We start from the raw sequence: 26,307 nt of genomic DNA on the forward strand, positions 1-26,307 counted from the left end.
TCATCCACCACTGTGTGAGCAATGTCGTGTTTTCTCGCTTCTCCTAAGAAAGGTTATTCCTATGGGTGTTAAAACATCACATTATTATTGGCTTGTGGCCCCAGCGGCGCTTATGGTCGCCATCTTCTTTTTATACCCACTGGCTTTTTCCCTGTATTCTGCCGTCTCCACTCAAACAGGCCAGTTTACTCTAGCGCACTTAGAAAAAACCTTTGAGCTTTACTCAACGGATATACTCTTTACTCTGATTATTGTCTTAAGCAGTGTGGTCATTTTAGCGATATTATCCATTAGCATCGCCGCCCTGATAACCTTATCGCCATTTCGTTCTGTGGTGACTTTACTAGGTTTTTTATATCGCTTGCCGCTGTTTATTCCTTTTATTGTTACTGCACAAATGATGCGTACTTTTCTCGCCAAAAACGGCCTAATGAATAATGCCTTCATTGCCAGCGGCCTAATGACCCCCATGGATACTGTCTCTTTTCTTGGTTGGAGCGGTATTATCATTACCTTTGTTTGGAAACAATTGGCTTTTACCACCCTACTCATTAGTGGCGCCATGGCCGCTCTTGATGAATCACAAATTCGCGCGGCTCGTAACCTTGGCGCTTCTCGCGTGCGTATTTTAATGAACATCATCCTGCCACAAGTTGCCCCAACGATAGGCGTTTCTTTAGTTCTGTCTACCGTGACCATGATGTCTGTGTTATCTGTGCCATTAATGATTGGGACAGGAACCCCCACCATGATCAGTGCCGACATGGCCTTTAGGGTTAACTCTTATGGGGACTATTCCGTAGCGAATGCCTTAGGGCTGGTGTCTTATGTGCTCTGTGCAGGGTTGGCGTGGTTCTATTTACGTCAGAGTTTAAGAGATAAAGGAGTAAGATCATGAAACAGATAAATAATTTAAAGCCCCTGCAGAGGCTATTATCTGGCGGTCGGTTGCCTTTCCCATTGAGTTTTTGGGGCCAAATGGGCTTTATTCTGATCTTCGCTTTGGTGCTGTTCGGCCCGATTGTGAACCTGATGATTTGGACGGTTACCGAAGTTTGGTATTTCCCTAATGCCCTACCGTCACAATGGGGTTTTAAATATTGGCAACAGGTGTTTAACCCCTATAGTGATGTATCTGGTTCCTTAATCACCAGCTTGATCATTGCCCTTTTAACCGTAGTGGTCTGTTTATTGGTGAGCGTGCCGGCAGGTTATGCGTTATCTAAACACAGTATGCCATGGCGTGTTTTTTGGATGTTGCTATTTTTGATTCCGCAAGCCTTCCCCAACCTAACGGTATACATGAATATTGCTCGCCTGTTTTATGAGTTTAATTTGAATGGCACCTTGTTGGGTGTGGTCATTGTTCACAGTGTTCATGGATTGATGTTTTCCGTTTGGATCAGTGTCGCGGCGTTCTCATCCACTGACCCTATGCTAGAGCGCGCGTCTCGCAATCTAGGCGCAGGGCCGATTTATACGTTTTTCCATATCGTATTACCCCAAGCTGCTCCAGGCTTAATTGCCAGTAGTATTTTTGTATTCCTGGAATCACTGGATGAATTTACTGGCACTTTCTTTGTTGGGGCCCCAGACATCAGTACCTTACCTTTATTGTTGTATACCGCCAGCATGGAGGGTAACTATCAAATAGCGTCCATTACAGCACTCATTTTATTAGTGCCCTCCATCTTCTTTATGTTGGTAATCCATAAATTTATGAGCCCAGAAGTCTTGTCTAAATTAGGAAAATAGCTGCCCATAAAAAACCAAGCTTGGTGAGAGCCAAGCTTGGTTCGCATAAAATAACAACAGTCTATAATTCGCAGCCCTTATGGACTCATTTGCCCGCCGTTCACATCAAGGATTTGTCCAGTGATGTAACCACTGCATTGATGGGAAGCAAAGAATGCAAAAGAGGGAGCGAGCTCTTCTGAACTGCCAAAGCGTCCAAAAGCAATACTGCCGGCAATTTTGTCTTTCAATTCATCGCTTTTATCCGCGTGGAATTGGGTATCTATGGTGCCCGGTGAGACAATATTAAAACGAATATTATCCTTACTGTATTCTTTCACCCAATTGCGGTGAATGTTATGTAACCAAGCTTTCGAGGCGGCATAAATGCCTGCCCCTAAACCGCCACCTTCGCGTCCAGCGATGGAGCCAGTACTAATTACCGAAGAGGTTTTACCTGAGTCCGCGGCGGATTTACGCAGGTGCGGAATGGCGTATTTGGTCATCATGAGGGCAGAACGAGCATTTAAATCCATCACATGATCATAAAACGCGTCGTCAATGAGTTCTAGCCCTGAGCGCCCGCCTAACCCACCGGCGTTATTAATTAACACATCCAGGCCACCAAAGGTCGTTACAAAGTCCGCAACCAGCTGTTCGCATTGGCTAGATTTGCTTAAGTCTGCACCGATAAAAACAACATTATTAGGATCCTCAGCAAGACTTTTTAAGCTGGCCAATGCGGCTTCAGCGGTCTCATTTTGGCTACGTCCGTTGATCGCTACTTTGGCGCCTTGTGCTACAAAAAGCTTGGCAACCGCTAGACCAATGCCCGCTGTGGAACCTGTAATTAACACTTTCTGATCCGATAGATCGTTAAACATTTTTCACTCCTTTTGTTTTTATTGGTACTACAATAATATTAATCTAGACTCCAATCTGGGCAAATTCAAGATTTTTAGTTTGTAACTTTTATGAGATTAGTCAGGATTTTTATAGGCAAAACCTATACTTTTGCTTAATATGTCTCTAAGTGATCGAAAATACTTTCCATGACAAAATCGGCACGAGTCATTAAGTAATACAATTTGAAAGTCACTTAAATTATAAAAATAAATGCGTGAATATGTTAAAATTGCCGTTTGATTCCTGTATCCAAAGTACAAGATCTCTTTAACATTCGATCTCACGCCTAAATGTTAGGAACACCATGACCAATAACTTTTCTACTATCTCTACTTCTTCACGCAGCCTTCATGTGCAGGTGGCACGAAGTATTGCTCGCCGGATTCTAGCGGGTGAACTACCTCAAGGTTCTATCGTCCCTAATGAGATGGCCCTATGTGAACAGTTTGGTGTGAGCCGAACCGCTTTGCGTGAAGCTATTAAATTGCTGACTTCTAAGGGACTATTAGAATCGCGCCCCAAGATTGGTACAAAAGTGGTTCATCGTGCCTACTGGAACTTTCTAGACCCCCAGCTTATTGAATGGATGGATGGGATTAGCGACTCCGAAATTTTCTGCACGCAATTTCTTGGCCTGCGTCGCGCCGTCGAACCAGAAGCTTGTGCCCTAGCAGCCATTCATGCCACCGCCGAACAACGGATAGAACTTTCTGAAATCTTTCAGCGTATGGTGAAGGTCACTGAAAACTTCGATCTGGACACTTGGACAGAAGTTGACCTGAGCTTTCACCGCTTGATCTTCAATGCAACCAACAATGATTTCTATTTGCCGTTCGGTAATATACTGACCACCATGTTCAAAACTTTTATTTTGCATTCATCCAAACATGGGGCCGTCTGCCTTAATGAACACAGACTGATTTATGAAGCAATCATGGCTGGTGATAGCGCCAAAGCAAGAGCCGTCTCTGCCGATCACTTACAATCTTCAAAACACCGATTACCAGAATTAGAGACAGCTTAATAATCACACTATTAAAGTCGCCTTATCGGATGTAAAAATGCTTGCTATCCCTTCGATAAGGCGACTACACTGGGCTCAACACAAGATTTCATCATTGCCTAGCTTTTCCACTCTTCTCACGATTTACAATTTTTTTACATAAATTATAAAATAATACAATAACACTATTGCCATCGATCATTAGATACGGTAAAAATTAGTTTCTCTAATAATAAAAAACCCGCTTTGAAAAAAGCACTCAATCAAAAGAGGAAAAAAACAATGAAAAAAACTCTTATTGCATCTGCCGCTCTAGCTGGACTTGTCTTCTCAGGCTCTGCTCTTTCTGCTTGGACTGGTTGGAACATCCACAACAAAAACTACCCTATCACTGACGCTCTTGAATCCTTCATTCAAAACGCTGAAAAAGTAACAGACGGCCGTGTTGGCGGTACTCTGTACAACGGTGCTGTACTAGGTAGCCAAGGTGATGCTATCCAAATGATGCGAATCGGTTCTATCCAATTTGCTGGCTTTAGTCTTGGGCCAATGGGTACCGATATTCCTGAAGCTAACATCGTATCCCTACCATTCATTTTCAAAAACGTAGACCACATGCACCGTGTTCTAGACGGACCTTTTGGTGATCGTCTAAGCGACGCTATGTCTAAATACGGCATCAAATCACTAGGTTGGTATGACGCTGGTTCACGTTCTTTCTACAACAACACTAAGCCTATTACTAAGCCTAGCGACATGAAAGGCATGAAGTTCCGTGTAATGAACAACGAACTTTATGTTGGCATGATTGCAGCACTTGGCGGTAACGGCACACCAATGGCATTTAACGAGGTTTACCAATCTCTTAAAACGGGTGTTGTAGACGGTGCGGAAAACAACCCACCTTCTTACGAGTCAACTAACCACTACGAAGTGGCTAAGTACTACTCTTTATCTCATCACTTGATCATCCCTGAGTGTCTATGTGTAAGTACTAAGGCATGGGACAAACTTTCAAGCGAAGACCAAGCTGCATTGAAAGTTGAAGCAGCGAAAAGTGTTGCGATGCAACGTGAACTATGGGCAGCTCGTGAAGCGGAAAGCCGTCGTATAGTTGAAAAAGCAGGCGTTACCTTTAACGAAGTAGAAGACAGCACTGCATTCTCTAATGCAATGAAACCTGTCTACGAACAAGCGATTAAAGCAACACCTGTTTTAGCGTCGTACATTGAAGAAATTCAAAGCATCGACTAAGCAACAACTAGCGGGAACATAGCTCTATGTTCCCGCTTTTTATTGAGACAAATCATGAATAGTAACAACATCCTGAACATATACGACACCGCTATCGCTTTAGTTAAACGATTTGTAAACCTTATCTCTGGCATCTGTATGCTAGTGCTAATTTTTTCATTCGCTTGGTTGGTATATGGCCGTTATGTAATGAATGATACCCCTACTTGGGTTGAGCAACTTTCCCTATTACTTGTCATCACTATCAGCTTTCTAACTGCCTCTGTTGGTATACATGAAAGAACTCACCTTAGTGTCGATATTTTAACTCAGTTATTACCAAAATCCGGTCAAGCCGCTGTAGGCTTAGTAGCCGACGCAATCATGGCAACCTTCGGATTCTTGATGGCAACCAGTGCAAGTGATCTTGCCCAGTTCGCCTGGAGTAAAAATATCCCGCTATTAGGTATTAGTGATGGTATCCGTTACTTGCCTGTTATCGTTTCTGGCTCTTTGATCTGCATCTTTTCCATCGACCGAATTGTGAGATCTCTTTACCACATCGCACAGCCTCAATCCGCTCGTCAGGAGAACAACTAACATGGGTTTAGCTATATTATTAGGTGTTTTCGGCATCGTCATGTTAATGGGTGTACCGGTGGCATTTGCCCTAGGTATCGCCGCTATATCAGCTTTTATGTTTGAAGGCTTGCCATTAATGGTTGGTTATCAGCGCATTGTTGCAGGGATGTCAACATTTGCACTACTTGCCGTACCATTCTTCATTTTTGCTGGTGAACTTATGCTACACGGGGGCATAGCTGCCCGCCTTATTCGCCTTGCATCTTCCTCTGTAGGTTGGATGCGTGGTGGCCTTGCACAAGTAAACATTTTTTCTAGTATGTTGTTTGGTGGAATCTCTGGTTCTGCTGTAGCGGACATCTCCGCACTTGGCTCTCTACTTATTCCAGTAATGAAAGAAAAAGGCTATGACGATGACTTCGCAGTAAACGTCACGGTAACCTCTTCTATTGCTGGTATCGTTATACCGCCTAGCCATAACATGATCCTTTATGTTGTTGCCGCTGGTGGTGGTATCTCAATTTCAAGCTTATTCATGGCGGGTATCGTTCCTGGCATCTTGATGTGTTGTTTGCTGGCCTTTGTTGCTCGCATGATTGCCATCAAGAAGAAGTTCCCTACAGAACCATTCGTGGGCATGAAGATTCTTGCTATTTCTTTCCTAGGCTCTGTGCCGGGCTTGATCACAGCAGTAATCGTTGTAGGCGGTACTTTATCCGGTGTCTTCACAGTAACGGAGTCTGGTGCGATCGGTGCAATATACGCCATCTTAGTTGCAGTATTTGTTTACCGTTCACTGACACCAACCGCGTTCATCACAGCTGTTACTAGCTCCATCAAAACGACCGGCATGGTAATGATTTTGATTGGTTGTGCATCCGCGTTTGGTTACATGTTGGCGTTCTACCAGGTACCAGCCGTACTTTCGAACTTCATTACCTCTATTTCTGACAATCCTATTGTCATCTTGATCCTACTTAACTTGTTATTGCTAACATTGGGTATGATCATGGATATGGCGGCATTGATCTTGATCTGTACTCCTATCTTCTTACCAATCGCCGTGGGCTTTGGTATGGATCCTGTACACTTCGGTATCATGATGATGATGAACTTGGGGCTAGGCCTATGTACTCCTCCTGTGGGCGCATGTCTATTCGTAGGCTGTGTTGTGGGTGGCGTTACCATCCAGAAAGCCGTTAAAACGATCTGGCCGTTCTACATTGCCATGTTAGGTGCTTTGATTCTGGTAACCTTTATTCCAGCTATTTCAATGACACTACCAAATTTGCTCGCTAACTAATATTACTGAGCCGTACAACGAACCAGTGAATCGGTAACGATTCACTGGTTTTTTTTATGCCTAACCCCCTCCTCTTTTCTTATTGATTCCCCACCAGCCTGCTATGTTCACCCCCCTAAATGTAGGTTCGCATTTATGCGGAAAATGGTTCCGTAAGAACCACAGTTACCGGCGATGTTGGGTATAACATTGGAGTCACATCATTATCTCAGCGACCATGACCATATGCCCTAAATGTAGGTCCGCATTTATGCGGAAAATGGTTCCGTAGGAACCACAGTTACCGGAGATGTTGGGGCAATCTTAAAAGTATTCTTATATCAGCCACCATAATTTCCGCCTGCGGCTAAAGCCGCACCTACAGAGATCAGCCTGCATTTTCATGCTGAACCGCCACACACAAACGCCCTAAATGTAGGTCCGCATTTATGCGGAAAATGGTTCCGCAGGAACCACAGTTGCCGGCGATGTTGGGGATGACATTGGAGTCACATCATTATCTCCGTGACCATAATTTCCGCCTGCGGCTAAAGCCGCACCTACAGAGATCGGCGCGTATTTTCATGCAGAACAGCCACACACAAACGCCCTAAATGTAGGTCCGCATTTATGCGGAAATGGTTCCGCAGGAACCACAGTTATCGGTGATGCTTAGGATAAAATTTGAATCAGATCATCATCTCAGCAACCATGATTTCCGCTTTCGGCTAAAGCCGAACTTACAAGGGATCTGGTTCCGTAGGAACCACAGTTACCGGCGATGTTGGGGATGACATTGGAGTCACATCATTATCTCAGCGGCCAAGATTAAACGCCCTAAACGTAGGTCCGCATTTATGCGGAAATGGTTCTGCAGGAACCACAGTTGCCGATAATTTTAGGGGAGCCTTAAGAAGGCTCTTACATCAGCTACCATGATTTCCGCTTTCGGCTAAAGCCGAACTTACAAGGGATCTGGTTCCGCAGGAACCACAGTTACCGGAGATGTTGGGGCAATCTTAAAAGTATTCTTATATCAGCCACCATGATTTCCGCCTGCGGCTAAAGCCGCACCTACAGAGATCGGCGTGTACTTTCATTCCGCACCTGCAAGAGGCCTGGTTCCGCAAGAACCACAGTTAGGGGCGATATTGAGAGAGAAGGCATCGATAAGGAGCTGACGCTTTCTTAAGACATAAAAAAAGGCATAACAACTAGGTTGTTATGCCTTTATAAGCCTGTTGCTTAGGTGAAGAAGGATTACGCCTCAGCGCTGTCCTGCTCTACGACATCGTCTACTGCTTTAACCAATAGTAGACCAACGCCTAGAACGATAGCACCACAGAATAGGAACACACAGCGTCCCCAGAATGGGTTAGGTATCAAGAACATACCCATTACACCAACACCTGCGATGGCAATCAAAGTACCCAACATCTTACGCTGTTTGTTATCCAATGCTTTTTGAACGCTACCTTCAGAAACCAAAGGTGTTGCCAAGTTGTTGAAGAACAAGTCTACGTCGCGCTGACGAGTTTCAGAAAGCGGTTTGTAGAACAAAGTAGAGAAGATGAAGAAACCACCAGTGAATACAATATGACCCAGAAGACCAATTGCCACTTTAGAATCTGACCACTCACGACTAGTTAGCTCTTGTAGGCCAAATAGGTTCTGAACCATTTCTGGAGTTACCACAAAACCTACGTAGTAAGAAACAAAACCACCCATGACCAAAGTACCCCAACCTGCCCAATCTGGCGTCTTCTTAATGAAGAAACCTAGGAACGCAGGAATGGTCATTGGGAAACCGATCAAGGCACCAACGTACATCATGGTATCGAACAAGCTCAAACCCTTAAGAGAGTTGATGAACAAGGCGATCAAGATGATAGCGATACCGAAGAAAGTAGAAGTCAGCTTTGAAACAAATACTAATTCTTTTTCAGAAGAGTCTGGACGAAGAATAGTCTGGTAGAAGTTCTTAACGAAAATACCAGAGTTACGGTTCAAACCAGAGTCCATTGAAGACATGGTCGCGGCAAACATTGCAGCGATCAACAAGCCCACCATACCCGCTGGCATGTATTGCTCAACAAAGTATAGGTAAGAGAAATCTGCCGCTTTTTTACCCGCTTCTGGGTAAATCGCCGCTAGATCAACACCTTGACCCGCAACAAACCAGCTTGGCATAAACCAAATTAGAGGACCCATAGTCATTAACACACATGCCAACAATGCTGCTTTCTTAGCGTTGTTAGAGTCTTTCGCAGCAAGGTAGCGATAAGAGTTAAGCATGTTGTTTGTGATACTGAACTGTTTGAAGAAGATAAATACAGCCCAAATACCAAAGATGCTCAAGTAGTTAAGGTTGTTACCTGTTAGGAAGCTACCGCCTTCACCTAGTGGGAAGTTAGAAACGATTTCACCAACACCACCACCTTTAATAATGGCAACAGTTGCACAAGTAACGGTAACCGCCATGATGATAACCATCTGCATGAAGTCCGAGGCAATAACCGCCCAAGAACCACCGGTTACAGACATCACCAATACGACTAGACCAGTAATGATAATGGTAGTGGTCATATCCACACCAAAAATACTGGACGCAATAATCGCCAATGCATTTAGCCACACACCGGCAGACACAATACTGTTAGGCATACTAGACCAGGTAAAGACCTGCTCGTTGGTTGCACCAAAGCGCATGCGAATGGCTTCGATAACCGTGATAACCCTTAGCTGTCTGAACTTAGGCGCGAAGTATAGGTAGTTCATCAAATAACCGAAGGCATTTGCTACGAAAATTACCGCTACTGCGAAACCATCGTTGTAGGCCTTACCCGCCGCCCCAGTAAAGGTCCAAGCACTGAACTGAGTCATGAAGGCTGTTGCACCTACCATCCACCACAACATGTTACCGCCGCCACGGAAGTAATCACTTGTTGTACTTGTGAATGTACGAAACATCCAACCAATTGCCATTAAGAATATGAAATATATTCCAACAATAATTGCATCCATATTATTACCCTTTATTTTTGTAATTAGAGCGTTTAAGCATTCAACTAATAGCTAGTATTAAATACTACAAATATAAAAAAACCATCCTATTCAAAATAGAATGGCCGCAGCCAACAAAGCTATGCCAACACAAGTTTGGTGCTGCTAAAAGTCCACTAGAGTAGACGATAAACTTTCGATGCAGAGCCTAAGCCCTAGATCAATAACCATACTTTCCGCCTCAGACGATCTGCCTAGAGCCTTGAGTATAGCTTCAACTCAAAGATTTTGTGTTAAAATAATACAAATAAAAAACCATTTAGATCAAGTTATTTTGCACACTTTATACGCATTTTGAGTAAGAATATGTTTCAACAACCCAAATTGTTGCATTACTAACTTTCAAAGAGCTAAACAAGGCCACTCAGTTAACAACTAAATGACCTTTAAGTCGCTAAACTTATAGCTTAGCAATCGCTCCAGACCATACAAAACGACCTTGTTCTGTCGTCATCACATGCTCTTCTTTTTGCGCCTCACCTAAGCGATTCGAAACCGCGAAGCGATAGCTGGCGCCGTTAACCGTCTCTATCTGCACCAAGGTGCCATCCGCATTTTCAGCCAGCACTTGAATGCTTGACACTAAACCGCGGGCGTTGTTCGACGCCTCGATGGATTCATTGAAATAACCATGGGTTTCTAGCACAGAAGCAAAAACATGATTAGCACCAGATTGACGCAAGATAAAGGCTGGCTCAGTGCGTAGGTTGAAGTCAGGGTCATTTGCGCCAATACGGCTAAAGATCACTTTACTGCCTTTGGGTGCAGTCGATACTAGGCTGTAATAGCTAGTATCATGAAGCCAGCTCACTAATGCGCTGCCCTCAACTTCCCCTTCCCCTATATGCCATAGGTGTTGGTAGCCTTGGTCATCCCCTAAAGGTTTTAGCGTGCTGGCAAAGTCATAATCAAAGTCGGTGCGGATAACCTGCCCACGGAAATGGAAGGGTAAATCGTATTCATGGGTTTGCTCAGATAGGATGCGATAAATATCGATCACCAGCGGCTTTTCAAACTCTTCGATGTCGGCCACTAATACGCTTCGCTGCATTCGTACACCATCATAATAGCCATCGATTATGCCACTAATGCCCTGCAAGCTTGTGTCAGACACTTCAAAGAAATGCTTTTCGCCAAATTTGGTTTCCGCCAAGGCGGTGTTGAATTTATTCTGAGTTTTTTGATCCACTGTCACCGTGTTATGGGCAACTGTTTGCTTACAATAGGTTTTGTTTTCTGGAATGTAGCGACCGCCGAACTTAGGCTCCACATTCACCCAACGACCAAAACCATAATCCTGTAGCACTTCATGCCCACGGTTAAAGACGCTCAAATGCAAGCCATCATAGTGGCCATGGTCTAAGGCTGAATGATACTTATGATCGGAGCCGTGTTGGCCGAACCACAATAACACCATGGTATCGTCGTCTTGTTTATCACGATGGCGAATGATGCTGACACCCCCTTTTTCCCCTTTAGGGCCATCACTTAAGAAGAGGCTTCCCCAAGTAAAAGGTTTAATCTGCTCAGCATTAGCAACCGCTGTTGAAAGCGCTTCACCAGAGCTGTGAACCCAAACATTTTGTTGATGATTCGCCATGCTAATAAGGGTGTCGCTTTGCTCGTAACGTTGAAAACACACACTAGTGGCAATGATAACGCCTTCATCGTTAATACTAATGGTTTTTGAAGAATCATTGAGAGCCGGCAAACTTCCATCAGGAAATGCCGTCGCCATCACCGCGTAGGAAGTGGTTTTAATAATGGCGTTATTGTATTGATAAATCTCAAGCTCTGGTTGACGGCGCTCGATCGCTTCAGCAAACAGGAAGATCGGGCGCAATGAAAAGCGGTGGTAATAAGGCCCTTCCATATAATAACCGTCTGGTGAAAAGAGGTTATCCAATTGCGCTAGGAAGCCACCACTCACGCGGTCTAGTTTCAATCCGTACAAGGCTTGGTCAACCGCTTGCTGATCGCCAATGGCGTAACCACAAATACCCACTGCGGCCACCGCCCATAAGCCATGGTTATGAACTATGTCGAAGTCATGCCCATAGGTGACGACAAACATATGGATCATAGGTTTAAACAAGTCATTGGTAATGAGCGTTTTTTGTTCTTCAGACAAGGTGTGGTAAACACAACTGTAGGCACAAGAGGCATACAGCATCCACATATTTTCATTTAATGTCTGGTGAAAAAGCTTGCCCGGAGGGTTGGTATCTCGGCTGGTGTTGTCTTCCAAAGTTGGGTAAACACGGGCGTACTCGGTCAACATGGCAACAATAAAGTCACGATACACTGCTTCTTGCGTAATCAAGAACAAACGCGCTGCCGTGTCCATAATGATGTAATTTTGCTTATGGCGATTATGCTCATAACCACCCGCCTCACCATGACCCGGCACTTCAATACCAATGTCATTGATGTAGTCTTTTACCTTGGCAATATCACGGCGTAAGCCTTTGCCAAGCAAGCTATCTTCTTGCAATTGTTTGGCTAAAACCGCCGCTTCGTCAAAACTTAATAATAATGGCTGGTAACTCATATCTATTGCTCTCCTTTCACCAAACACTCTTCAACCGCATAAAACCCTTGCCAGCAATATGTTTTGCCAGCAAACACTAGCTCATGCTGAGTGTTTTGTGTGCACGCTTTTTGGTTGCTCACCATTAGAATCAATGCCTGTTGGCCATGATAAACTTTCACCACAGAGCCCTGCTCATTGTGGCCAATAATTTCGATCGATTTGACCTTTCCTCGGGCTTGAGTCGACTGTTCGAACTCTTCATTAAAATAGCCGTGGGTTTCTAGTGCCGACGCAAATAAGGTCGTACCGCCATGACTGCGCAAACTAAAGCCTGTGTCATTGCGTAGATTGAAGCTCGGATCTTGCGCACCGATTGTAGTAAAAACAATTTCATCTTCTTGGTTAGAACTAGCCCCATGCCAAGAATAGTAATGATTGCCTTGCAACCAGCTAATCAGAGTGCTTTTTGGCGCCTCACCAGATGCTAATTTCCATAAATGCTGATAACCCTGATCTTCACCCCATGGGCTCAATTCAGAATAGGCGGTGTAGCTAAAGTTGGTTTGAACTATTTGACCTTCGTACTGATGGGAATAGTCGTAGCAATGCTCGCCCTCCCCTTCGATACGGTACAAATCGATTAATAAAGGCGAGTCAAATTCTTTGTGATTGATCAGGAACGCACTACGTTGCATGGTGACATCATCATAGTGTTGTTCAGCAAAAGCACTGACGGCTACTTGATCACTTTTTTCTACAAAGAAATGGGGAGTACCATGTACGCTGTCGGCACGGGCCACATCAAAATGGTTTTGACTGCGTTGATCGACGGTAACTATGTTGTGAGCAATGGTCTGGCGTGCATAGGAGACATTTTCTGGTAAGTATCGACCACCAAACTTAGGCTCAACATTCACCCAACGGGCAAAGCCGTATTCTTTTAGAACTTCTTGGCCACCACTGTAAAAAGAAATACCTAGGGTATCAAAATGGCCGTGCCCCATGCCATGCTGACCATAATTCATCGTCAACTGAGCAATGTCTTCGTCTTCACTTTTTAAGCGTAAAAAGGCAATAGCACCACAATCCCCATTCGCGCCTTCATTCAACTCGACACTAGGCCAGTAAGGCTTTTTAACATCGCCCTTTTGTTGGGCTTCTTCATGGGCTTTGGATAAAGACAAGCCGCTCGCATGCAACCAAACTTCACCCTGTAATTCCGCCATACCAATGACATTATCATCACAGCCGTAATGTTCACTCAATACACTTAAGGCCACCTGCACGCCAGCATCGGTGACCCCCATAGTGCGAGAGGCATCGTTGAGGGCAGGAAACACACCATTTGGATATGCCGTTGCCAGCAAGGCATTTACCGTCCGGCCGATTACGCCATCCTTATAACCATAAATGTCCACTTCAGGCATATGGCGATGAATCACTTCTGCAAACAGACAGGTCGGGTAAATGGCATAACGGTGGTAGTAAGGCCCCTCAAGATAGTAGCCTGCAGGGGAAAACAACTGTGACAGCTGGGCTAAAAAGCCACCTGTTGCATTGTTATCTTGGCCATAAATAGATTTTTTCATGTACTCAGGCTTGCCCAATACTAGGCCACAAATGCCTACTGCCGCGACAGCCCAAATACCATGGTTGTGAATGCGATCAAAATCGTGTCCATACTTGACAGTAAACATGTCCAGCATGGGTTCAAATAATTGGCTTTCAATATCAGTTCGCTGTTGCTCTGTCATCATATGAAGCACACTTGAATAGGCCAAACTGCTGAATAATAACCAACAATGCTCATTCAAGATTTGGTGAAAAAGACGACCTGTAGGATTGGTATTTTTTTGAACATGAAAACCAAAAGAAAGGTATTTGTCAGCGTAAAGAGACAAGAGATCCACGACAAAATCAGCGTATTTCTTATCTTGGGTAATTAAGAATAAATCCCCCGCAAGGTGCATGTATTTGTAATTCTGCTTATGGCGATTATGTTCGTAGCCACCCGCTTCACCATGCCCTGGAACCTCTAGAGGCAATTGAATAAAAGCATCTACATCTTGCACATGCCCTGCTATCGTTTTACCCATTAAACTGGACGCACCAACTTGGCTGCGTAACGGTGCCAGTTCATCCATAGAAAACAACACTGAATGCATAGATTTAGCCTCTTTGCTTACACTAACTTATCTTGGTTTATAGTTATTGGAATAGTCTATTCTAATATTTATTCGTGGTATTGTAATACAATTAAAGGTTAATTTACATAAGCTTAGCAGCCCATAAACGCCATTCCAGCCTCTACGTGACTATCTTTAGACAAAAAAAAGCCCAGTAAAAAAACCTCCCTCAATGGGCTTAAGGCTTTCTAACTGGGCAGATTTATTCGCGTTTTTTACACGCTATAAGCAATTACTTTTTCCAAGCGAATGACTCAAATGGCGCATCTACTGGGGTTTGCGCTAGATGATTCGTATAGTTACTCATCACCTTTTGTGAAAGCCCTAAGACAATTTCCAAAATTTGACGCTGACCATAACCCGCTCCATAAAAAGCTGCCAATTCATCGTCTGTCAGTACACCACGGCTGCGTGTCATCGCTAGCGTCGTATCATGCAATACTTGCAATTTTTCTGTTGGCATAGCAGTACCGTTGCGCAGCGCTTCTGTTAAAGCGCCGTCTACGCTCATCATCTGAGCAATGGCGCTATGAGCCGGTACACAGTAATGACACTCATGCTCAACATTGATGGTTTGCCACACAACGGTTAGCTCTTCAGCATTAAAAGAAGATTCCGAAAACAATTTGTGCAGTATTTGATAGCCCTCTAGCAGACCTGGAGCTTCGGCCATCACGCCGTGTAAATTAGGCAGCATGCCGAAGCCTTTTACCGAAGCTTCTAATAACGGCTTACTAGCTTCTGGAGCTGACTCAATAGTGTGGATAGTGAAATCTTTCATGGATACGCCCTTTAAATAATCCTATTTAGAAAGCTGAGCTGGTTAAGCTCAACTAAGATGCCGACAATATAACTAGAAATGAACGATCGTTCAAGATAAAATTGAACGTATGTTCAAAATAACTTTCATGAGATACCTAAGATGGCAAAAAGCACCAAATTTGATCGCGAACAAGTGATAGATAAAGCGACTAATTTATATTGGCAAAAAGGCTTTCACGGAACCTCTATGCGCCATCTACAAGAGGTGATCGACATGCGCCCGGGTAGCATTTATGCGGCTTTTGGCAGTAAAGAAGGATTATTTAAAGAAACTCTGGCCCATTACACCCAGCAAGGACTAATGACACTAGAAGAGTGCTGCAACACAGAACAGACCATTCTTGCAGGGTTAAAAGCTTTTGTTAAAGAGTTGATCATAGTGCAAGCGGAACAAGCACCGAGCAGCATGTGCATGCTGGCAAAAACCATCGGCGAGCTCACCAATGACAATTCAGAACTATTAGAAGAAGCGAAAAACTCCCTCAAGACCATTGAGTCCGCCTTTCAAGCTCAATTAGAAAAGGCTCAGCAGCTAGGCGAAATCGATTTAGATAAAGACTGCGCCCTTATGGCCCGACACTTACAAATTCAAATTGCAGGGCTTCGCACTTATTCAAAGGCCTACGATGGGCAACTTCCCTTGGCCCAAATGATAGATCAAATCTTTGACAGGCCCCCTTTCTAACGACAAAGGGGGTGAGAATAGGCATTTATTGCTCGCCCTGAGCAACAAACTTCATCGAAATAGAGTTCACACAATGACGAACATTCTTTTCTGTTAAACGCTCGCCTTCGAACACATGCCCTAGATGCCCTTCACAGTTGCTGCAAACAATCTCGATGCGACGACCATCGGCATCAGGCACTCGGGAAACCGCCCCATCAATCTCATCATCGAAACTTGGCCAACCACAGTGAGAAAGAAACTTATGCTCTGATCGATATAGAGGAGCATCACATTGACGACAAAGATAAAGTCCCGCTGACATAGTGTCTGTGTATTCACCCGTAAATGGTCGCTCTGTGCCTTTATGTAAGATCACATGGGTTTCCAGATCGTTCAGTGGGTTATAAGGTTTTGTCATAATCCATAATCTCTTTTAGGTTGATACACACATTCGCGTCGCAATAATACCGCGAACCGTTAAATTTGACCTCAAATAGCCCTATTGGTTTCTTGGGGCCATAAAAAAACCGCCCGCTGAATATAGCGATTTTATCCAAGATAAAAAAGCTTTCTTCAACGAGCGGTTCGAGTGTGCTTTAGCCTTTTACAACCATCACAGGCACACTTGCCTGACACACGACTTTATTGGCAACCGAGCCAATCATCATATTACTCATACGAGATTGTTTGTGGCTGGCCATCACAATCGCTTCAACATTTTGCTCTTGAGCCGTTTTCAAAATGCTTTCCGCAGGTTTACCCTCAACCACTTTAATGGTGCAGGTATCCGCATCAATAGGCAGTTCATTGCTGACAAATTCAACCAACTTTTGATGCACGGTGCGAACCGCTTTATCAAAGGTGCCTGGCTGAAAAAAACTACCAACAATAGGCATTTGATAGCCCGCAAGGGCGGTAAGTAAAATCAGATTACCACCTGGCTTTAGAACATGCAGCGCATGTTCTATTACCTTATCCGTATAACCTTGCTCCGCAAGATCTACTGGAACTAATACAGAATTGTACATAGCAACTCCCTAAGCTATTGCGGCGCTGGCCATTCGTTTTTGCTGTAACTTGCGAATCAGCAGTAGCACCAAGATAGCCGGTATAAATACCAATTCTTTCGGCGGACGATCAGATTCCACTTCGATACCCGTGATTTGCCAACCAAAATCAATTCCTGCTTTGGCCGCAGGACTGTCAAAGTCCACGTAATCCACCGTCCAAATATCATCCATGTAGCTCATGTTAAGCCCCAAAGATTGTAGACGTGCATTACCGTCACCGGCAGCATTGGTTAGCTGAATAGGTATCGTTTTGTTCACTTCATCACCCTCAAGGGTAATACCTTCTACCTGCAATTGAATAAAGCCGCCGTTTTCCAGCCCTTCAATTTGCTCTACCAAAGCACTGCTCGGCAGTTGGGTTTTCGGCTCGTAAACCATATCCCACCAGAACCCTGGACGGAATAAAGAGAAGGCGATCAAAACTAATACTAAAGATTCCCACAAACGGCTTTTCACCAACCAGTAGCCTTGTGTACCTGCAGAGAACACAAGAATGGCGACAATCGCACTGACAATTGTAAGTACCAGATCAAAAAAAGAGCCAATACCGATCAAGAGTAACTGAGTGTTATAGATGAACATGAAAGGCAAAATTGCCGTTCGAATGTCATAGATAAAACCTTGAATACCGGTTTTAATCGGATCATCACCACTGATCGCCGCTGCGGCAAAGGCCGCAAGTCCCACTGGAGGCGTGTCATCCGCTAAGATACCAAAGTAGAACACGAATAAGTGCACGGCGATAAGCGGAACGACTAGACCGTTTTCAGCACCTAAAGACACGATAACTGGCGCCATTAAGGTGGATACCACGATATAGTTAGCTGTGGTGGGTAACCCCATGCCAAGGACGATACAAATGATAGCGGTAAACACTAATATCAGTATCAGGTTGCCCCCAGAAATGAACTCCACAAATTCCGTCATCATCTGACCAAGACCTGTGAGGGTTACCGTGCCGACTATGATACCTGCCGCAGCAGTGGCAATACCAATACCCACCATGTTGCGTGAGCTAGTGATCATGCCGTCAACAAATTCGTTCCAACACACCTTGAACTGAGACGCCCAATTCTCTTCTTTTCGGAACCAAGATTTGATTGGTCTGTGGGTCAGTACCACAGCGATCAAGAAGGCAACCGAGTAGAAGGCAGACTGCTGAGGTGAATATTGCTTAACAGCTAACGCCCACAACAAGACCACGATTGGCAAGGCAAAATACAAGCCTGAGTACACAGTAGGACGAGTTTCTGGCAACTTATCCAAAGTGATACTGGCTTCATCATCCGCCAAATCAGGGTAAGCAGCAGACAATTTAACCAAAGCAAAATACGCTGCGATAATCGCCGCCAGCATGACTAACGTTGCTGCCCCACCTAACAGAGATTCAAGTATGGTTGAGCCGTAATATACGACAATACCCAGCACCAATAAGATCACCGAGGTACTCATCCAAGACAACATACGCTGAGCGAACGTAGGCTTATGCAGACGTTCAATACCCTGCATGTTCAACTTAAGCGCTTCTAGATGCACTATGTACACAAGAGCAATATAAGAAATGATAGACGGAAGAATAGCGTGCTTGATGACTTCGATATAAGGAATCCCCACATATTCCACCATCAAGAAGGCCGCAGCCCCCATAATAGGTGGCGTAAGCTGACCGTTCGTCGAAGCCGCTACTTCAATTGCACCGGCTTTGGTACCAGGAAAACCCACCCGTTTCATCAATGGAATGGTGAAAGTACCCGTGGTTACAACGTTAGCAATGGACGATCCAGAAATGATGCCACTTAACCCAGAGGCAACAACCGCTGCTTTCGCAGGGCCGCCACGCATGTGGCCAAGCAGTGAGAAAGATACCTTAATCAGGTAGTTACCCGCACCGGCTTTGTCCAACAAAGAACCGAGTAGAACGAAAAGGAATACAAACGCTGTTGAAACCCCAATCGCCACACCGAACACACCTTCTGTGGTAATCCACTGGTGTGACGCTACTTTATTTAGACTTGCACCTTTATGGGAAATAACCTCTGGCATGTGTTGGCCAGCGAAAGTAAAAGTCAAAAAGACAACAGCAACCACCACCAATGGCGGCCCTAAAGAGCGACGAGTCGCCTCTAATAGAGTGATCACACCAACCACAGCTACTGCGACATCCGCTGTGGTGGGCGCCCCCATACGAGTGGCCAGTTCATTACGAAAGACCAATAGATATAAACAAGTACCGGAGGCGGCTAACGCCAACAGTATGTCTATTATCGAAGCAGAATCCTTGCTAGAGCTTTTAGAGGCAGGAAAAAGGAAAAAGGCCAAAAATGTGGCAAACGCTAAATGTATATATTTCGCCTGATCTTCATTGAAAGCAGCAAAATTGAAAATAAAAGGTAATGGTGAGGCATACCAAAGTTGGAAGGCAGCCCAAGCAATCAAAACAACTGTAACTATGGTCGCCATTTTACCGTGGAATTGGCGACTGCCGGTTTCGGAGCTTAGAAACTCATCGGCTACATTTGTTGCTTGTTCATTATTCGCGTCGGTATCGGATAAATGTTTTGAAGTCATAAAAGCTATCCTAATGCGATTCGGAAACCGCAGGGGCATTTATGCCCCTGCTATTTTAATGTAATGCGCTAAAAGCTGCGGATTACATTAAGCCTGCTTCTTTGTAGTACTTAACAGCACCTGGGTGAAGCGGAGCACTCAAACCATCTTTAACCATTTCTTCTTTCTTAAGATTGGCGAAAGCTGGGTGTAGCTTTTTGAAAGTTTCGAAGTTTTCGAAAACAGCTTTTACAACATTGTAAATAAGCTCGTCAGAAACGTTTGTAGAGCTTACAAATGTCGCACCAACACCGAAGGTTTGTACATCTTCAGGAGAACCTGAGTACATGCCACCTGGTATAGTTGCTGTACGGTAGAAAGAGTTATCAGCCACTAGCTTGTCTACTTCTTTACCGGCAACATTTACGATCACGCTGTCACAAGAAGTGGTTGCTTCTTTAATAGAACCACTTGGATGGCCAACTACGTAAACCATCGCATCAATTTTGTTGTCACAAAGTGCTTTAGACTGCTCAGAAGCTTTTAGCTCAGAAGCAAGTTCAAAGTCACCCATTGTCCAACCGTATTCTTTCATTAGAACTTCGATCGTACCACGCTGACCTGAACCTGGGTTACCCACATTCACACGCTTACCTTTTAAGTCATCAAATGACTTGATGCCGGCATCAGCACGAGCAACAACGGTGAAAGGTTCTGGGTGAATAGAGAAGACAGCACGTAGGTCTTTAAATGCGCCCTTGTCGCTGAATTTGCTTGTGCCATTGTAGGCATGGTACTGCCAGTCTGATTGCGCAACACCCATGTCCAAATCGCCTTCACGAATGGTGTTGATGTTGTAAATGGACCCCCCTGTACTCTCTACACTACAACGGATGCCGTGGTCTTTACGCGATGCGTTAACCAAACGACAGATAGAACCACCTGTTGGATAGTAAACACCGGTAACACCACCTGTACCAATCGTGATGAACTCTTGGGCTTGAACAGGTGCAGCCGCTGTAAATAAGGTAGCAATACCAGCACCTAACAATGCAGATTTAAGCTTTTTCATAGGTTATCCCCTTGGTTTTTTTATTTGAGGCGCTAAACGCCTACTTTTGAATACACTTTTTAACAGTGCTTATGCGGAAAACAAGTTCTTCCTTGCTGTCTCAACATCCATTACAGTGCCACCCTCACGATTAAGAGCAGTCACCAAATCTTTCACTTGTGAAGCGTTAGAGTCCGCAAGAGCCTGTTCTGTGCTGTAAAGATTATTCTCAAACCCTATACGCACATCGCCACCCATTCGAGCGGCTTTTAACAAGCACTCCTGCTCTTTGGATCCGAAAGCACATACAGCCCAACGAACCCCATCTAACTGCTTCACGAGTTCTAAGAACGGGTCTAGATCACTAGGTTCTGACTCTAATTTTTCATTGTAACGACCTAATACAAACAATAAATGATGCTGTTCAGCCGGTAAAATGCCCCGCTCTCTTAGGTCCAAATAATATGATAATTGTTCTGGTGAATATACAATATATTGTGAAGTTATATTGCGCAATGTAAGCCAATGAAAAAACTGCTTTGCAATTTCTTCAGATTCTTGCGTCGGTATTAACTCAACGAGTGCAAACGATGCCGCTTCCGGTTCTATAGCCCTGATTAAGTCCATTTGCTGATCTGGGCGATAAATACCCACCGCTTCAGTTGTCAGCTGAATAATCACCTTATCCCCTAGCCTTTGCTTAACAGCATGATAAACGGCAAGGTTATCTTCCACCTCAAGAGAGTGAGTCCCTTGTGCTGTACGAGCATGCAAATGCACCATTGCAGCACCTTGTGCAACACAATTCTCCACCTCAACCGCCAGCTCTTCTGGGCTTAAAGGTAGATTTGGATGATCCTTCTTTGTTTTACGTGCACCATTTGGGGCGACAATAATAAGGTTTTTATTTTCAATGTCACCTATATCAGGCATAGTTTTTTTCATTTTTATATTCCTGTTGTGTAACAGAATTTATGGTAGCCGCCATTTTTTCCGCTAACACTTCAATTTCATCGTCATTAATAATAAAAGAAGGGGCTAACAAAATGTGATGCCCTTGATCTCCATCCCAAGTACCAGACATGGGGTAACACATTAATCCAAGCTCCATCGCTTTTGCTTTCACTTTTGTGTGTAGTCGGCTGTTAATGGAAAATGGCGTTTTACTGCCCTTATCTTTGACGATTTCAATGCCGCGAAATAACCCTCTCCCGCGAATATCACCGACAAACTCATGCTCACCTAATTTGTTTGTAAGTGATTGTTGCAATAGATCACCTGCTCGCTTAACGCCTTGCAGGATTTTTTGCTGAGCAATGATATCTAACACCGCAAGGGAGCCGGCTGCCGCTACCGCATGGCCCATATAAGTATGACCGTGTTGAAAGAAGCCTGAGCCTTGATCAATGGCATCGTAAATTTTTGAACTGGCAATCATGGCACCAATAGGCTGATAACCTGCCCCCAAGCCTTTTGCAATGGTCACAATATCGGCCACAATGTCTTCTTGCTCTTGTGCGAACAAGCTACCAGTACGTCCCATACCACACATAACCTCATCCAGAATCAGCAAGACTCCGTATTGATCACAGATTTCGCGAATCCGTTTGAAATAACCCAGTTCGGCCGCCACAGCACCAGCTGTAGCGCCAACCACTGGCTCTGCAATAAAGGCGATAACAGTTTCGGGACCGACCGCTAATAATCGCTCCTCCAGTTCATTGGCCATGCGTTGACCGTAGTCAAAACTTGTTTCCTCTGGGCTTTTACCACGATAAGCAAAACAAGGGCTGATATGCTCCACTGGCATGAGTAAGGGGGAAAAAGGTTCTCGGCGTAGGGCGTTGCCACCAACCGCTAATGCTCCAAGCGTATTGCCGTGGTAACTTTGTCGACGTGAAATAAAGCGCTGGCGCTGGGGTTGGCCTACTTCTACGAAATATTGGCGTGCAAGTTTTAGCGCAGACTCAACCGCTTCGGAGCCTCCAGACACCAAGTAAACATGATTTAAATCCCCCGGGGCGAGTTTCGCCAAGCGGTCCGCCAATTGCTCTGAAGCTTCAGTATGAAAAAAGCCACTATGAGCATAGCTTAACTGATCAATTTGTTGGTGTAAGGCCTGTTTAATAGCTGGATGATTGTGACCTAAACAGGAAACAGCCGCGCCACCACTGGCATCTAAATAGGCTTTACCGTGCTGATCAAAGAGATACACCCCTTCGCCTCGAGTAGCGATGGGCAATTGGGCATGACAGTGGCGTTGAAAAATATGGGTCATAGCTGGGCTCATGGGTAATTATTGACCGAAAGAGCCTTTAATCTAAGGGCTCTTTACCCCCAACAACAAACGATATATTCTCTGGCCACATGAAAAAAAGTAATAGGGTTGGTCATGGCGAGCAAACTTCCTCCACTAAACGCGCTCAAAGCGTTCGAAGCATCGGCACGCAGATTGAGTTTTTCTCAAGCCGCAGAAGAATTATGTGTGACCCAAGGGGCGATCAGCAAACAAATAAAACTATTGGAGGCGCACTTACAAACGGCTCTTTTCGATCGTAATGCCAATGGTATTAGTTTAACCAACGCGGGCAAACAATATTTGCCCAGCATCATGAATGCCTTACAAACCATTCATAGCTCCAGCGCCCAATTACAACAGCAAAATCACCACAATCAACAGCTAACACTGAATTTAATTCCCTCTCTAGCCAGTTTATGGCTCATTCCAAGACTCGATAAACTCGCTGCCCAGCTACCGAATTTAACCTTACAAATCGTGCTTGGAGATGGTCAGTTTCAATTTCATCAAAACAGTGCTGACATCGCCATTCGCTGCCTGCCTCTTTCATTGACTCATGAGAACTCATGCTTGCTTAGCAAAGAAATTCTTGTCCCAGTAATCCACCCAAACTTACTGGCTAAAGCCCCTGTTCATAACCCTAGTGATTTACTGCAACACCCTCTGATCACTCATGTTACGAGGCCTCAATTATGGCCTCAGTTTTTAGCTCATCAAATAGAAGGAGACAGTAATCACCTTAACGGTGCCATTTATAGTCATGGTTTTGAGCACTTTTTCCTTTCTCTAGAAGCCGCGAAGCAACAGCAAGGTATCGCCCTAGTGCCCGAATTGTTTGCCCGCCAAGCATTAGAAAACAAAGAGCTTATCAACCCCTTGGATATTCGCTATGAAAGTGGCTTTGGTTTTTATTTCTTAAGCCCCTTTTATCGCCAACAAGCCAGCATTGACCAAGCATTACTAGAATGGTTTATAAAGGAGTTAAACTAAGGTTTTAGACACAAAAAAAGGGCCTTTGAACAAGGCCCTAGTAGCGTAACACTCATATCTTGAGCATTAGTTTTCTATGGTAAATTCAAACATAGTATTGGCTTGATGAACCAAACGATTCACACCGCTCGCGTCATCTAAAGAAATTAAACCGTTCAGACTTCCTGTCATAAAGAAGTATTCTTCTTGGCCATAGCCACGACGCATGCACTCTTCAATACCTTTACGCAGAATGGCTAACTTAGCCTCAAAAAATTCTGCCCCTTCAGTACTGTATTCAAATACCTCACCACTGCCACTTTCAAGGAAAAACTGATCCCCAGCCAAGGGAATGTGGGATACCACAATGCCATAGTTATAATAAAAATCGCAGGATTGGTAACTGTCTGAATTGATCTTAGGGCGCATAATTTCTGCCGCCACTAATGGCTCAGCTTTATCCAACAGTGGCTCTATGCCCATTGGGTTAGTAGGTACATAGCTTTGATAACAGATCTCCACCTCCATCCCCATCAGCTCAGTTTCCGGTAGCTTAGCCCCATGGCTGGCAAAAATCTGAAAATCAAAAATAGGTGAAATGATAAATAACCCATCATCTTCCACCACTTTCCACCCCTTGATGCTTGCCCCTTGCTCGACTAAAGCTTCAATAAGCTTATCTTGGGCTTGGCAAATCGCATCATAACTTGCTTGTATCGACTCAAAACGCCCTTCATTAAAAGTCAGTAACTGCTGCTTATATTGTTCAAAATCCATGATGATTACCCTATCCACTCTTTGCAATTTTAAGATTTTCGAAGAACCTGTAGTTACGAGACTTTATAGCACACCTGTAATAATAGCGTCTCATATTCACGATTTTGATAGGCCTTGCTTGCCATTTTGTAATAATTTTCAGCCTAACTCTCTATAAGAGGTTAATAAAACCTATTTGAATTGCATGCAAAATCACTTTTTTTACAAAAAGCAAAAAATGATAACCCCCTATATTTCTGTAAAAAAAATATCACCTAAAAGTCCAAATAACACAGGCTTTGAAAGCCATAAAACCACCCATTGACCATCACAAAAAAACATAATAGTGCTTCAAAAAACTGTGATTTTTGAGGTTTTTCAAGCGTAAATTAGGGGCTTCCATAGCAAGGCAGGACCGGCCTGCGTTTACATAAAAAGGCTTTTCACTATACTCTGCGATGTAACAAAACTTAAAAATATGTAATCGATTACAGCAAATAATTTTCCGCCCAATAAAAATAAATATGAGGTTAATATTATGCGATCTTTGAAAGGCCCTGCCCTTTTTTTAGCCCAATTTGCAGGCGATGAAGCCCCCTTTAATAGCTTTGAGAATATTGTGAAATGGGCGGCAGATATCGGCTTCAAAGGTGTGCAAATTCCTACATGGGATGAACGCATCTTTGACTTAGATAAAGCCGCAACCGACCTAGAGTATTGCCAGTACCTAAAAGACTTTCTCGCTCAGCATGACATGGTCATTACCGAGCTTTCGACTCACTTGCAAGGACAACTCGTTGCTGTTCATCCTGCCTATGATGATATGTTTGACGGCTTTGCCCCTGACAAAGCCAAAGGCGACCCCAAAGCTCGACAAGAATGGGCTGTTAGCCAATTATTAAAGTCTGCTCAAGCTTCTAAAAATCTTGGTTTAACAAATCATGTAACCTTTTCAGGAGCACTACTTTGGCCCTACTTATATCCTTGGCCTCAGCGTCCAGCAGGCCTAGTTGAAGCAGGCTTTGAAGAGCTCGCCAAACGCTGGCTGCCTATCTTAAATGAGTTTGATCGTTGCGGCGTCAATGTTTGTTATGAGATCCACCCCGGTGAAGATCTTCATGACGGTGTGACCTTTGAAATGTTTCTTGATGCAGTCAAGCAACATCCAAGAGCCAATATTTTATTTGACCCTTCACACTTTGTGCTCCAACAACTCGATTACTTACAGTTCATCGACCTGTATCACGATCGAATCAAAATGTTTCATGTAAAAGACGCCGAATTCAACCCTACAGGTCGTCAAGGAGTATATGGCGGCTATCAAAACTGGATCGATAGAGCTGGCCGCTTCCGTTCACTCGGTGATGGTCAAGTTGACTTCAAAAGCATTTTTTCAAAACTGACCCAATATGATTTTGACGGTTGGGCTGTCATTGAATGGGAGTGTTGTATGAAACACCCTGAAGCAGGTGCTATTGAAGGCGTGAAGTTTGTCAACGATCACCTTATTCGGGTAACAGAACGTGCCTTTGATGACTTTGCCAGCAGTGGGATTGACCAAGCTATGAACCGAAGAATATTAGGTTTAAAGGAGGAGCAATAAC

At 44.2% G+C, this 26,307-nt stretch carries 21 protein-coding genes; 9 read left to right on the forward strand and 12 right to left on the reverse strand.

All coding sequences use genetic code 11. The features are described 5' to 3' along the window. The first annotated feature begins 61 nt into the window (after positions 1-61). Positions 62-898, forward strand: a complete 837-nt coding sequence (locus tag ACUM5Y_RS01365) for an ABC transporter permease (protein WP_445975053.1) — start codon at positions 62-64, stop codon at positions 896-898. Further along, positions 895-1,755: an ABC transporter permease gene (locus tag ACUM5Y_RS01370; protein ID WP_445975054.1), complete on the forward strand. Its 861-nt coding sequence runs from the start codon at positions 895-897 to the stop codon at positions 1,753-1,755. The genes ACUM5Y_RS01365 and ACUM5Y_RS01370 overlap by 4 nt, the downstream gene beginning before the upstream one ends. A 77-nt stretch (positions 1,756-1,832) precedes the next feature. Here ACUM5Y_RS01370 and ACUM5Y_RS01375 read toward each other — a convergent pair whose 3' ends face one another. Then, positions 1,833-2,618, reverse strand: a complete 786-nt coding sequence (locus tag ACUM5Y_RS01375; protein ID WP_445975055.1) for an SDR family NAD(P)-dependent oxidoreductase — start codon at positions 2,616-2,618, stop codon at positions 1,833-1,835. A 326-nt stretch (positions 2,619-2,944) separates the two neighbouring features. On the opposite strand from ACUM5Y_RS01375, the gene ACUM5Y_RS01380 reads away from it, so the two are divergent. From ACUM5Y_RS01380 to ACUM5Y_RS01395, 4 genes are all read left to right on the forward strand, one after another. Further along, a complete protein-coding gene (locus tag ACUM5Y_RS01380; protein ID WP_445975056.1) occupies positions 2,945-3,664 on the forward strand; it encodes a FadR/GntR family transcriptional regulator in 720 nt (239 codons plus the stop codon). A gap of 261 nt (positions 3,665-3,925) precedes the next feature. Next, complete coding sequence (locus tag ACUM5Y_RS01385) at positions 3,926-4,897, forward strand: TRAP transporter substrate-binding protein (RefSeq protein WP_445975057.1); 972 nt, start codon at positions 3,926-3,928, stop codon at positions 4,895-4,897. 54 nt (positions 4,898-4,951) lie between these two features. Then, positions 4,952-5,476, forward strand: coding sequence for a TRAP transporter small permease (locus tag ACUM5Y_RS01390; RefSeq protein ID WP_445975058.1), 525 nt, complete (start codon positions 4,952-4,954; stop codon positions 5,474-5,476). Between the two features lies 1 nt (position 5,477). Next, the gene (locus ACUM5Y_RS01395; RefSeq protein WP_445975059.1) at positions 5,478-6,761 is read left to right on the forward strand and encodes a TRAP transporter large permease; all 1,284 of its coding nucleotides are present in this window, start codon (positions 5,478-5,480) and stop codon (positions 6,759-6,761) included. 1,239 nt (positions 6,762-8,000) lie between these two features. Here the strand turns inward: ACUM5Y_RS01395 and ACUM5Y_RS01400 are convergent. The 4 genes from ACUM5Y_RS01400 to ACUM5Y_RS01415 all read right to left on the reverse strand — a co-directional run bounded on the left by ACUM5Y_RS01400 (position 8,001) and on the right by ACUM5Y_RS01415 (position 15,303). After that, entirely contained in the window at positions 8,001-9,764 is a 1,764-nt protein-coding gene (locus ACUM5Y_RS01400; RefSeq protein ID WP_445975060.1) for a sodium:solute symporter family transporter, read from the reverse strand. Positions 9,765-10,203: 439 nt separating this feature from the next. Then, a complete protein-coding gene (locus tag ACUM5Y_RS01405; protein WP_445975061.1) occupies positions 10,204-12,354 on the reverse strand; it encodes a heparinase II/III domain-containing protein in 2,151 nt (716 codons plus the stop codon). 2 nt (positions 12,355-12,356) lie between these two features. Further along, on the reverse strand, positions 12,357-14,501 hold the full coding sequence (locus ACUM5Y_RS01410) for a heparinase II/III domain-containing protein (protein WP_445975062.1): 2,145 nt from the start codon (positions 14,499-14,501) through the stop codon (positions 12,357-12,359). A gap of 253 nt (positions 14,502-14,754) precedes the next feature. Then, positions 14,755-15,303 carry a carboxymuconolactone decarboxylase family protein gene (locus ACUM5Y_RS01415; protein WP_445975063.1) on the reverse strand — a complete coding sequence of 183 codons (549 nt, stop codon included), beginning with the start codon at positions 15,301-15,303 and terminating at the stop codon, positions 14,755-14,757. Positions 15,304-15,444: 141 nt separating this feature from the next. Here ACUM5Y_RS01415 and ACUM5Y_RS01420 point away from each other — a divergent pair, with 141 nt between their 5' ends. Beyond that, a complete protein-coding gene (locus ACUM5Y_RS01420) occupies positions 15,445-16,029 on the forward strand; it encodes a TetR/AcrR family transcriptional regulator (RefSeq protein ID WP_445975064.1) in 585 nt (194 codons plus the stop codon). A gap of 25 nt (positions 16,030-16,054) precedes the next feature. Here ACUM5Y_RS01420 and ACUM5Y_RS01425 read toward each other — a convergent pair whose 3' ends face one another. From ACUM5Y_RS01425 to ACUM5Y_RS01450, 6 genes are all read right to left on the reverse strand, one after another. Beyond that, positions 16,055-16,429, reverse strand: coding sequence for a methionine-R-sulfoxide reductase (locus ACUM5Y_RS01425; protein ID WP_445975065.1), 375 nt, complete (start codon positions 16,427-16,429; stop codon positions 16,055-16,057). A 178-nt stretch (positions 16,430-16,607) separates the two neighbouring features. Next, positions 16,608-17,039 (reverse strand): universal stress protein, encoded by a 432-nt coding sequence (locus ACUM5Y_RS01430; RefSeq protein WP_445975066.1) that lies wholly within the window; start codon positions 17,037-17,039, stop codon positions 16,608-16,610. Positions 17,040-17,048: 9 nt separating this feature from the next. After that, positions 17,049-19,649 carry a TRAP transporter permease gene (locus ACUM5Y_RS01435; protein ID WP_445975067.1) on the reverse strand — a complete coding sequence of 867 codons (2,601 nt, stop codon included), beginning with the start codon at positions 19,647-19,649 and terminating at the stop codon, positions 17,049-17,051. Positions 19,650-19,731: 82 nt separating this feature from the next. Further along, entirely contained in the window at positions 19,732-20,700 is a 969-nt protein-coding gene (locus ACUM5Y_RS01440; RefSeq protein ID WP_445975068.1) for a TAXI family TRAP transporter solute-binding subunit, read from the reverse strand. A gap of 69 nt (positions 20,701-20,769) precedes the next feature. Then, positions 20,770-21,624 (reverse strand): beta-keto acid cleavage family enzyme, encoded by an 855-nt coding sequence (locus tag ACUM5Y_RS01445; protein ID WP_445975069.1) that lies wholly within the window; start codon positions 21,622-21,624, stop codon positions 20,770-20,772. After that, a complete protein-coding gene (locus ACUM5Y_RS01450) occupies positions 21,605-22,957 on the reverse strand; it encodes an aspartate aminotransferase family protein (RefSeq protein ID WP_445975070.1) in 1,353 nt (450 codons plus the stop codon). The genes ACUM5Y_RS01445 and ACUM5Y_RS01450 overlap by 20 nt, the downstream gene beginning before the upstream one ends. 114 nt (positions 22,958-23,071) lie before the next feature. On the opposite strand from ACUM5Y_RS01450, the gene ACUM5Y_RS01455 reads away from it, so the two are divergent. After that, on the forward strand, positions 23,072-23,968 hold the full coding sequence (locus ACUM5Y_RS01455; protein ID WP_445975071.1) for a LysR substrate-binding domain-containing protein: 897 nt from the start codon (positions 23,072-23,074) through the stop codon (positions 23,966-23,968). A 66-nt stretch (positions 23,969-24,034) separates the two neighbouring features. Here ACUM5Y_RS01455 and ACUM5Y_RS01460 read toward each other — a convergent pair whose 3' ends face one another. Continuing rightward, positions 24,035-24,724 (reverse strand): hypothetical protein, encoded by a 690-nt coding sequence (locus tag ACUM5Y_RS01460; RefSeq protein ID WP_445975072.1) that lies wholly within the window; start codon positions 24,722-24,724, stop codon positions 24,035-24,037. Between the two features lie 517 nt (positions 24,725-25,241). Here ACUM5Y_RS01460 and ACUM5Y_RS01465 point away from each other — a divergent pair. Beyond that, positions 25,242-26,306 (forward strand): sugar phosphate isomerase/epimerase family protein, encoded by a 1,065-nt coding sequence (locus ACUM5Y_RS01465; RefSeq protein WP_445975073.1) that lies wholly within the window; start codon positions 25,242-25,244, stop codon positions 26,304-26,306. The last annotated feature ends 1 nt before the right edge of the window (position 26,307 follow it).

This window comes from Marinomonas dokdonensis, from assembly GCF_052747885.1.

Coding starts and splice junctions, on each gene's coding strand:
- ACUM5Y_RS01450 (WP_445975070.1), bottom strand. CDS start 22,957: ATGACCCATATTTTTCAACGCCACTGTCATGCCCAATTGCCCATCGCT.
- ACUM5Y_RS01420 (WP_445975064.1), top strand. CDS start 15,445: ATGGCAAAAAGCACCAAATTTGATCGCGAACAAGTGATAGATAAAGCG.
- ACUM5Y_RS01405 (WP_445975061.1), bottom strand. CDS start 12,354: ATGAGTTACCAGCCATTATTATTAAGTTTTGACGAAGCGGCGGTTTTA.
- ACUM5Y_RS01440 (WP_445975068.1), bottom strand. CDS start 20,700: ATGAAAAAGCTTAAATCTGCATTGTTAGGTGCTGGTATTGCTACCTTA.
- ACUM5Y_RS01395 (WP_445975059.1), top strand. CDS start 5,478: ATGGGTTTAGCTATATTATTAGGTGTTTTCGGCATCGTCATGTTAATG.
- ACUM5Y_RS01370 (WP_445975054.1), top strand. CDS start 895: ATGAAACAGATAAATAATTTAAAGCCCCTGCAGAGGCTATTATCTGGC.
- ACUM5Y_RS01435 (WP_445975067.1), bottom strand. CDS start 19,649: ATGACTTCAAAACATTTATCCGATACCGACGCGAATAATGAACAAGCA.
- ACUM5Y_RS01375 (WP_445975055.1), bottom strand. CDS start 2,618: ATGTTTAACGATCTATCGGATCAGAAAGTGTTAATTACAGGTTCCACA.
- ACUM5Y_RS01465 (WP_445975073.1), top strand. CDS start 25,242: ATGCGATCTTTGAAAGGCCCTGCCCTTTTTTTAGCCCAATTTGCAGGC.
- ACUM5Y_RS01380 (WP_445975056.1), top strand. CDS start 2,945: ATGACCAATAACTTTTCTACTATCTCTACTTCTTCACGCAGCCTTCAT.
- ACUM5Y_RS01455 (WP_445975071.1), top strand. CDS start 23,072: ATGGCGAGCAAACTTCCTCCACTAAACGCGCTCAAAGCGTTCGAAGCA.
- ACUM5Y_RS01425 (WP_445975065.1), bottom strand. CDS start 16,429: ATGACAAAACCTTATAACCCACTGAACGATCTGGAAACCCATGTGATC.
- ACUM5Y_RS01430 (WP_445975066.1), bottom strand. CDS start 17,039: ATGTACAATTCTGTATTAGTTCCAGTAGATCTTGCGGAGCAAGGTTAT.
- ACUM5Y_RS01415 (WP_445975063.1), bottom strand. CDS start 15,303: ATGAAAGATTTCACTATCCACACTATTGAGTCAGCTCCAGAAGCTAGT.
- ACUM5Y_RS01390 (WP_445975058.1), top strand. CDS start 4,952: ATGAATAGTAACAACATCCTGAACATATACGACACCGCTATCGCTTTA.
- ACUM5Y_RS01445 (WP_445975069.1), bottom strand. CDS start 21,624: ATGAAAAAAACTATGCCTGATATAGGTGACATTGAAAATAAAAACCTT.
- ACUM5Y_RS01400 (WP_445975060.1), bottom strand. CDS start 9,764: ATGGATGCAATTATTGTTGGAATATATTTCATATTCTTAATGGCAATT.
- ACUM5Y_RS01410 (WP_445975062.1), bottom strand. CDS start 14,501: ATGCATTCAGTGTTGTTTTCTATGGATGAACTGGCACCGTTACGCAGC.
- ACUM5Y_RS01365 (WP_445975053.1), top strand. CDS start 62: ATGGGTGTTAAAACATCACATTATTATTGGCTTGTGGCCCCAGCGGCG.
- ACUM5Y_RS01385 (WP_445975057.1), top strand. CDS start 3,926: ATGAAAAAAACTCTTATTGCATCTGCCGCTCTAGCTGGACTTGTCTTC.
- ACUM5Y_RS01460 (WP_445975072.1), bottom strand. CDS start 24,724: ATGGATTTTGAACAATATAAGCAGCAGTTACTGACTTTTAATGAAGGG.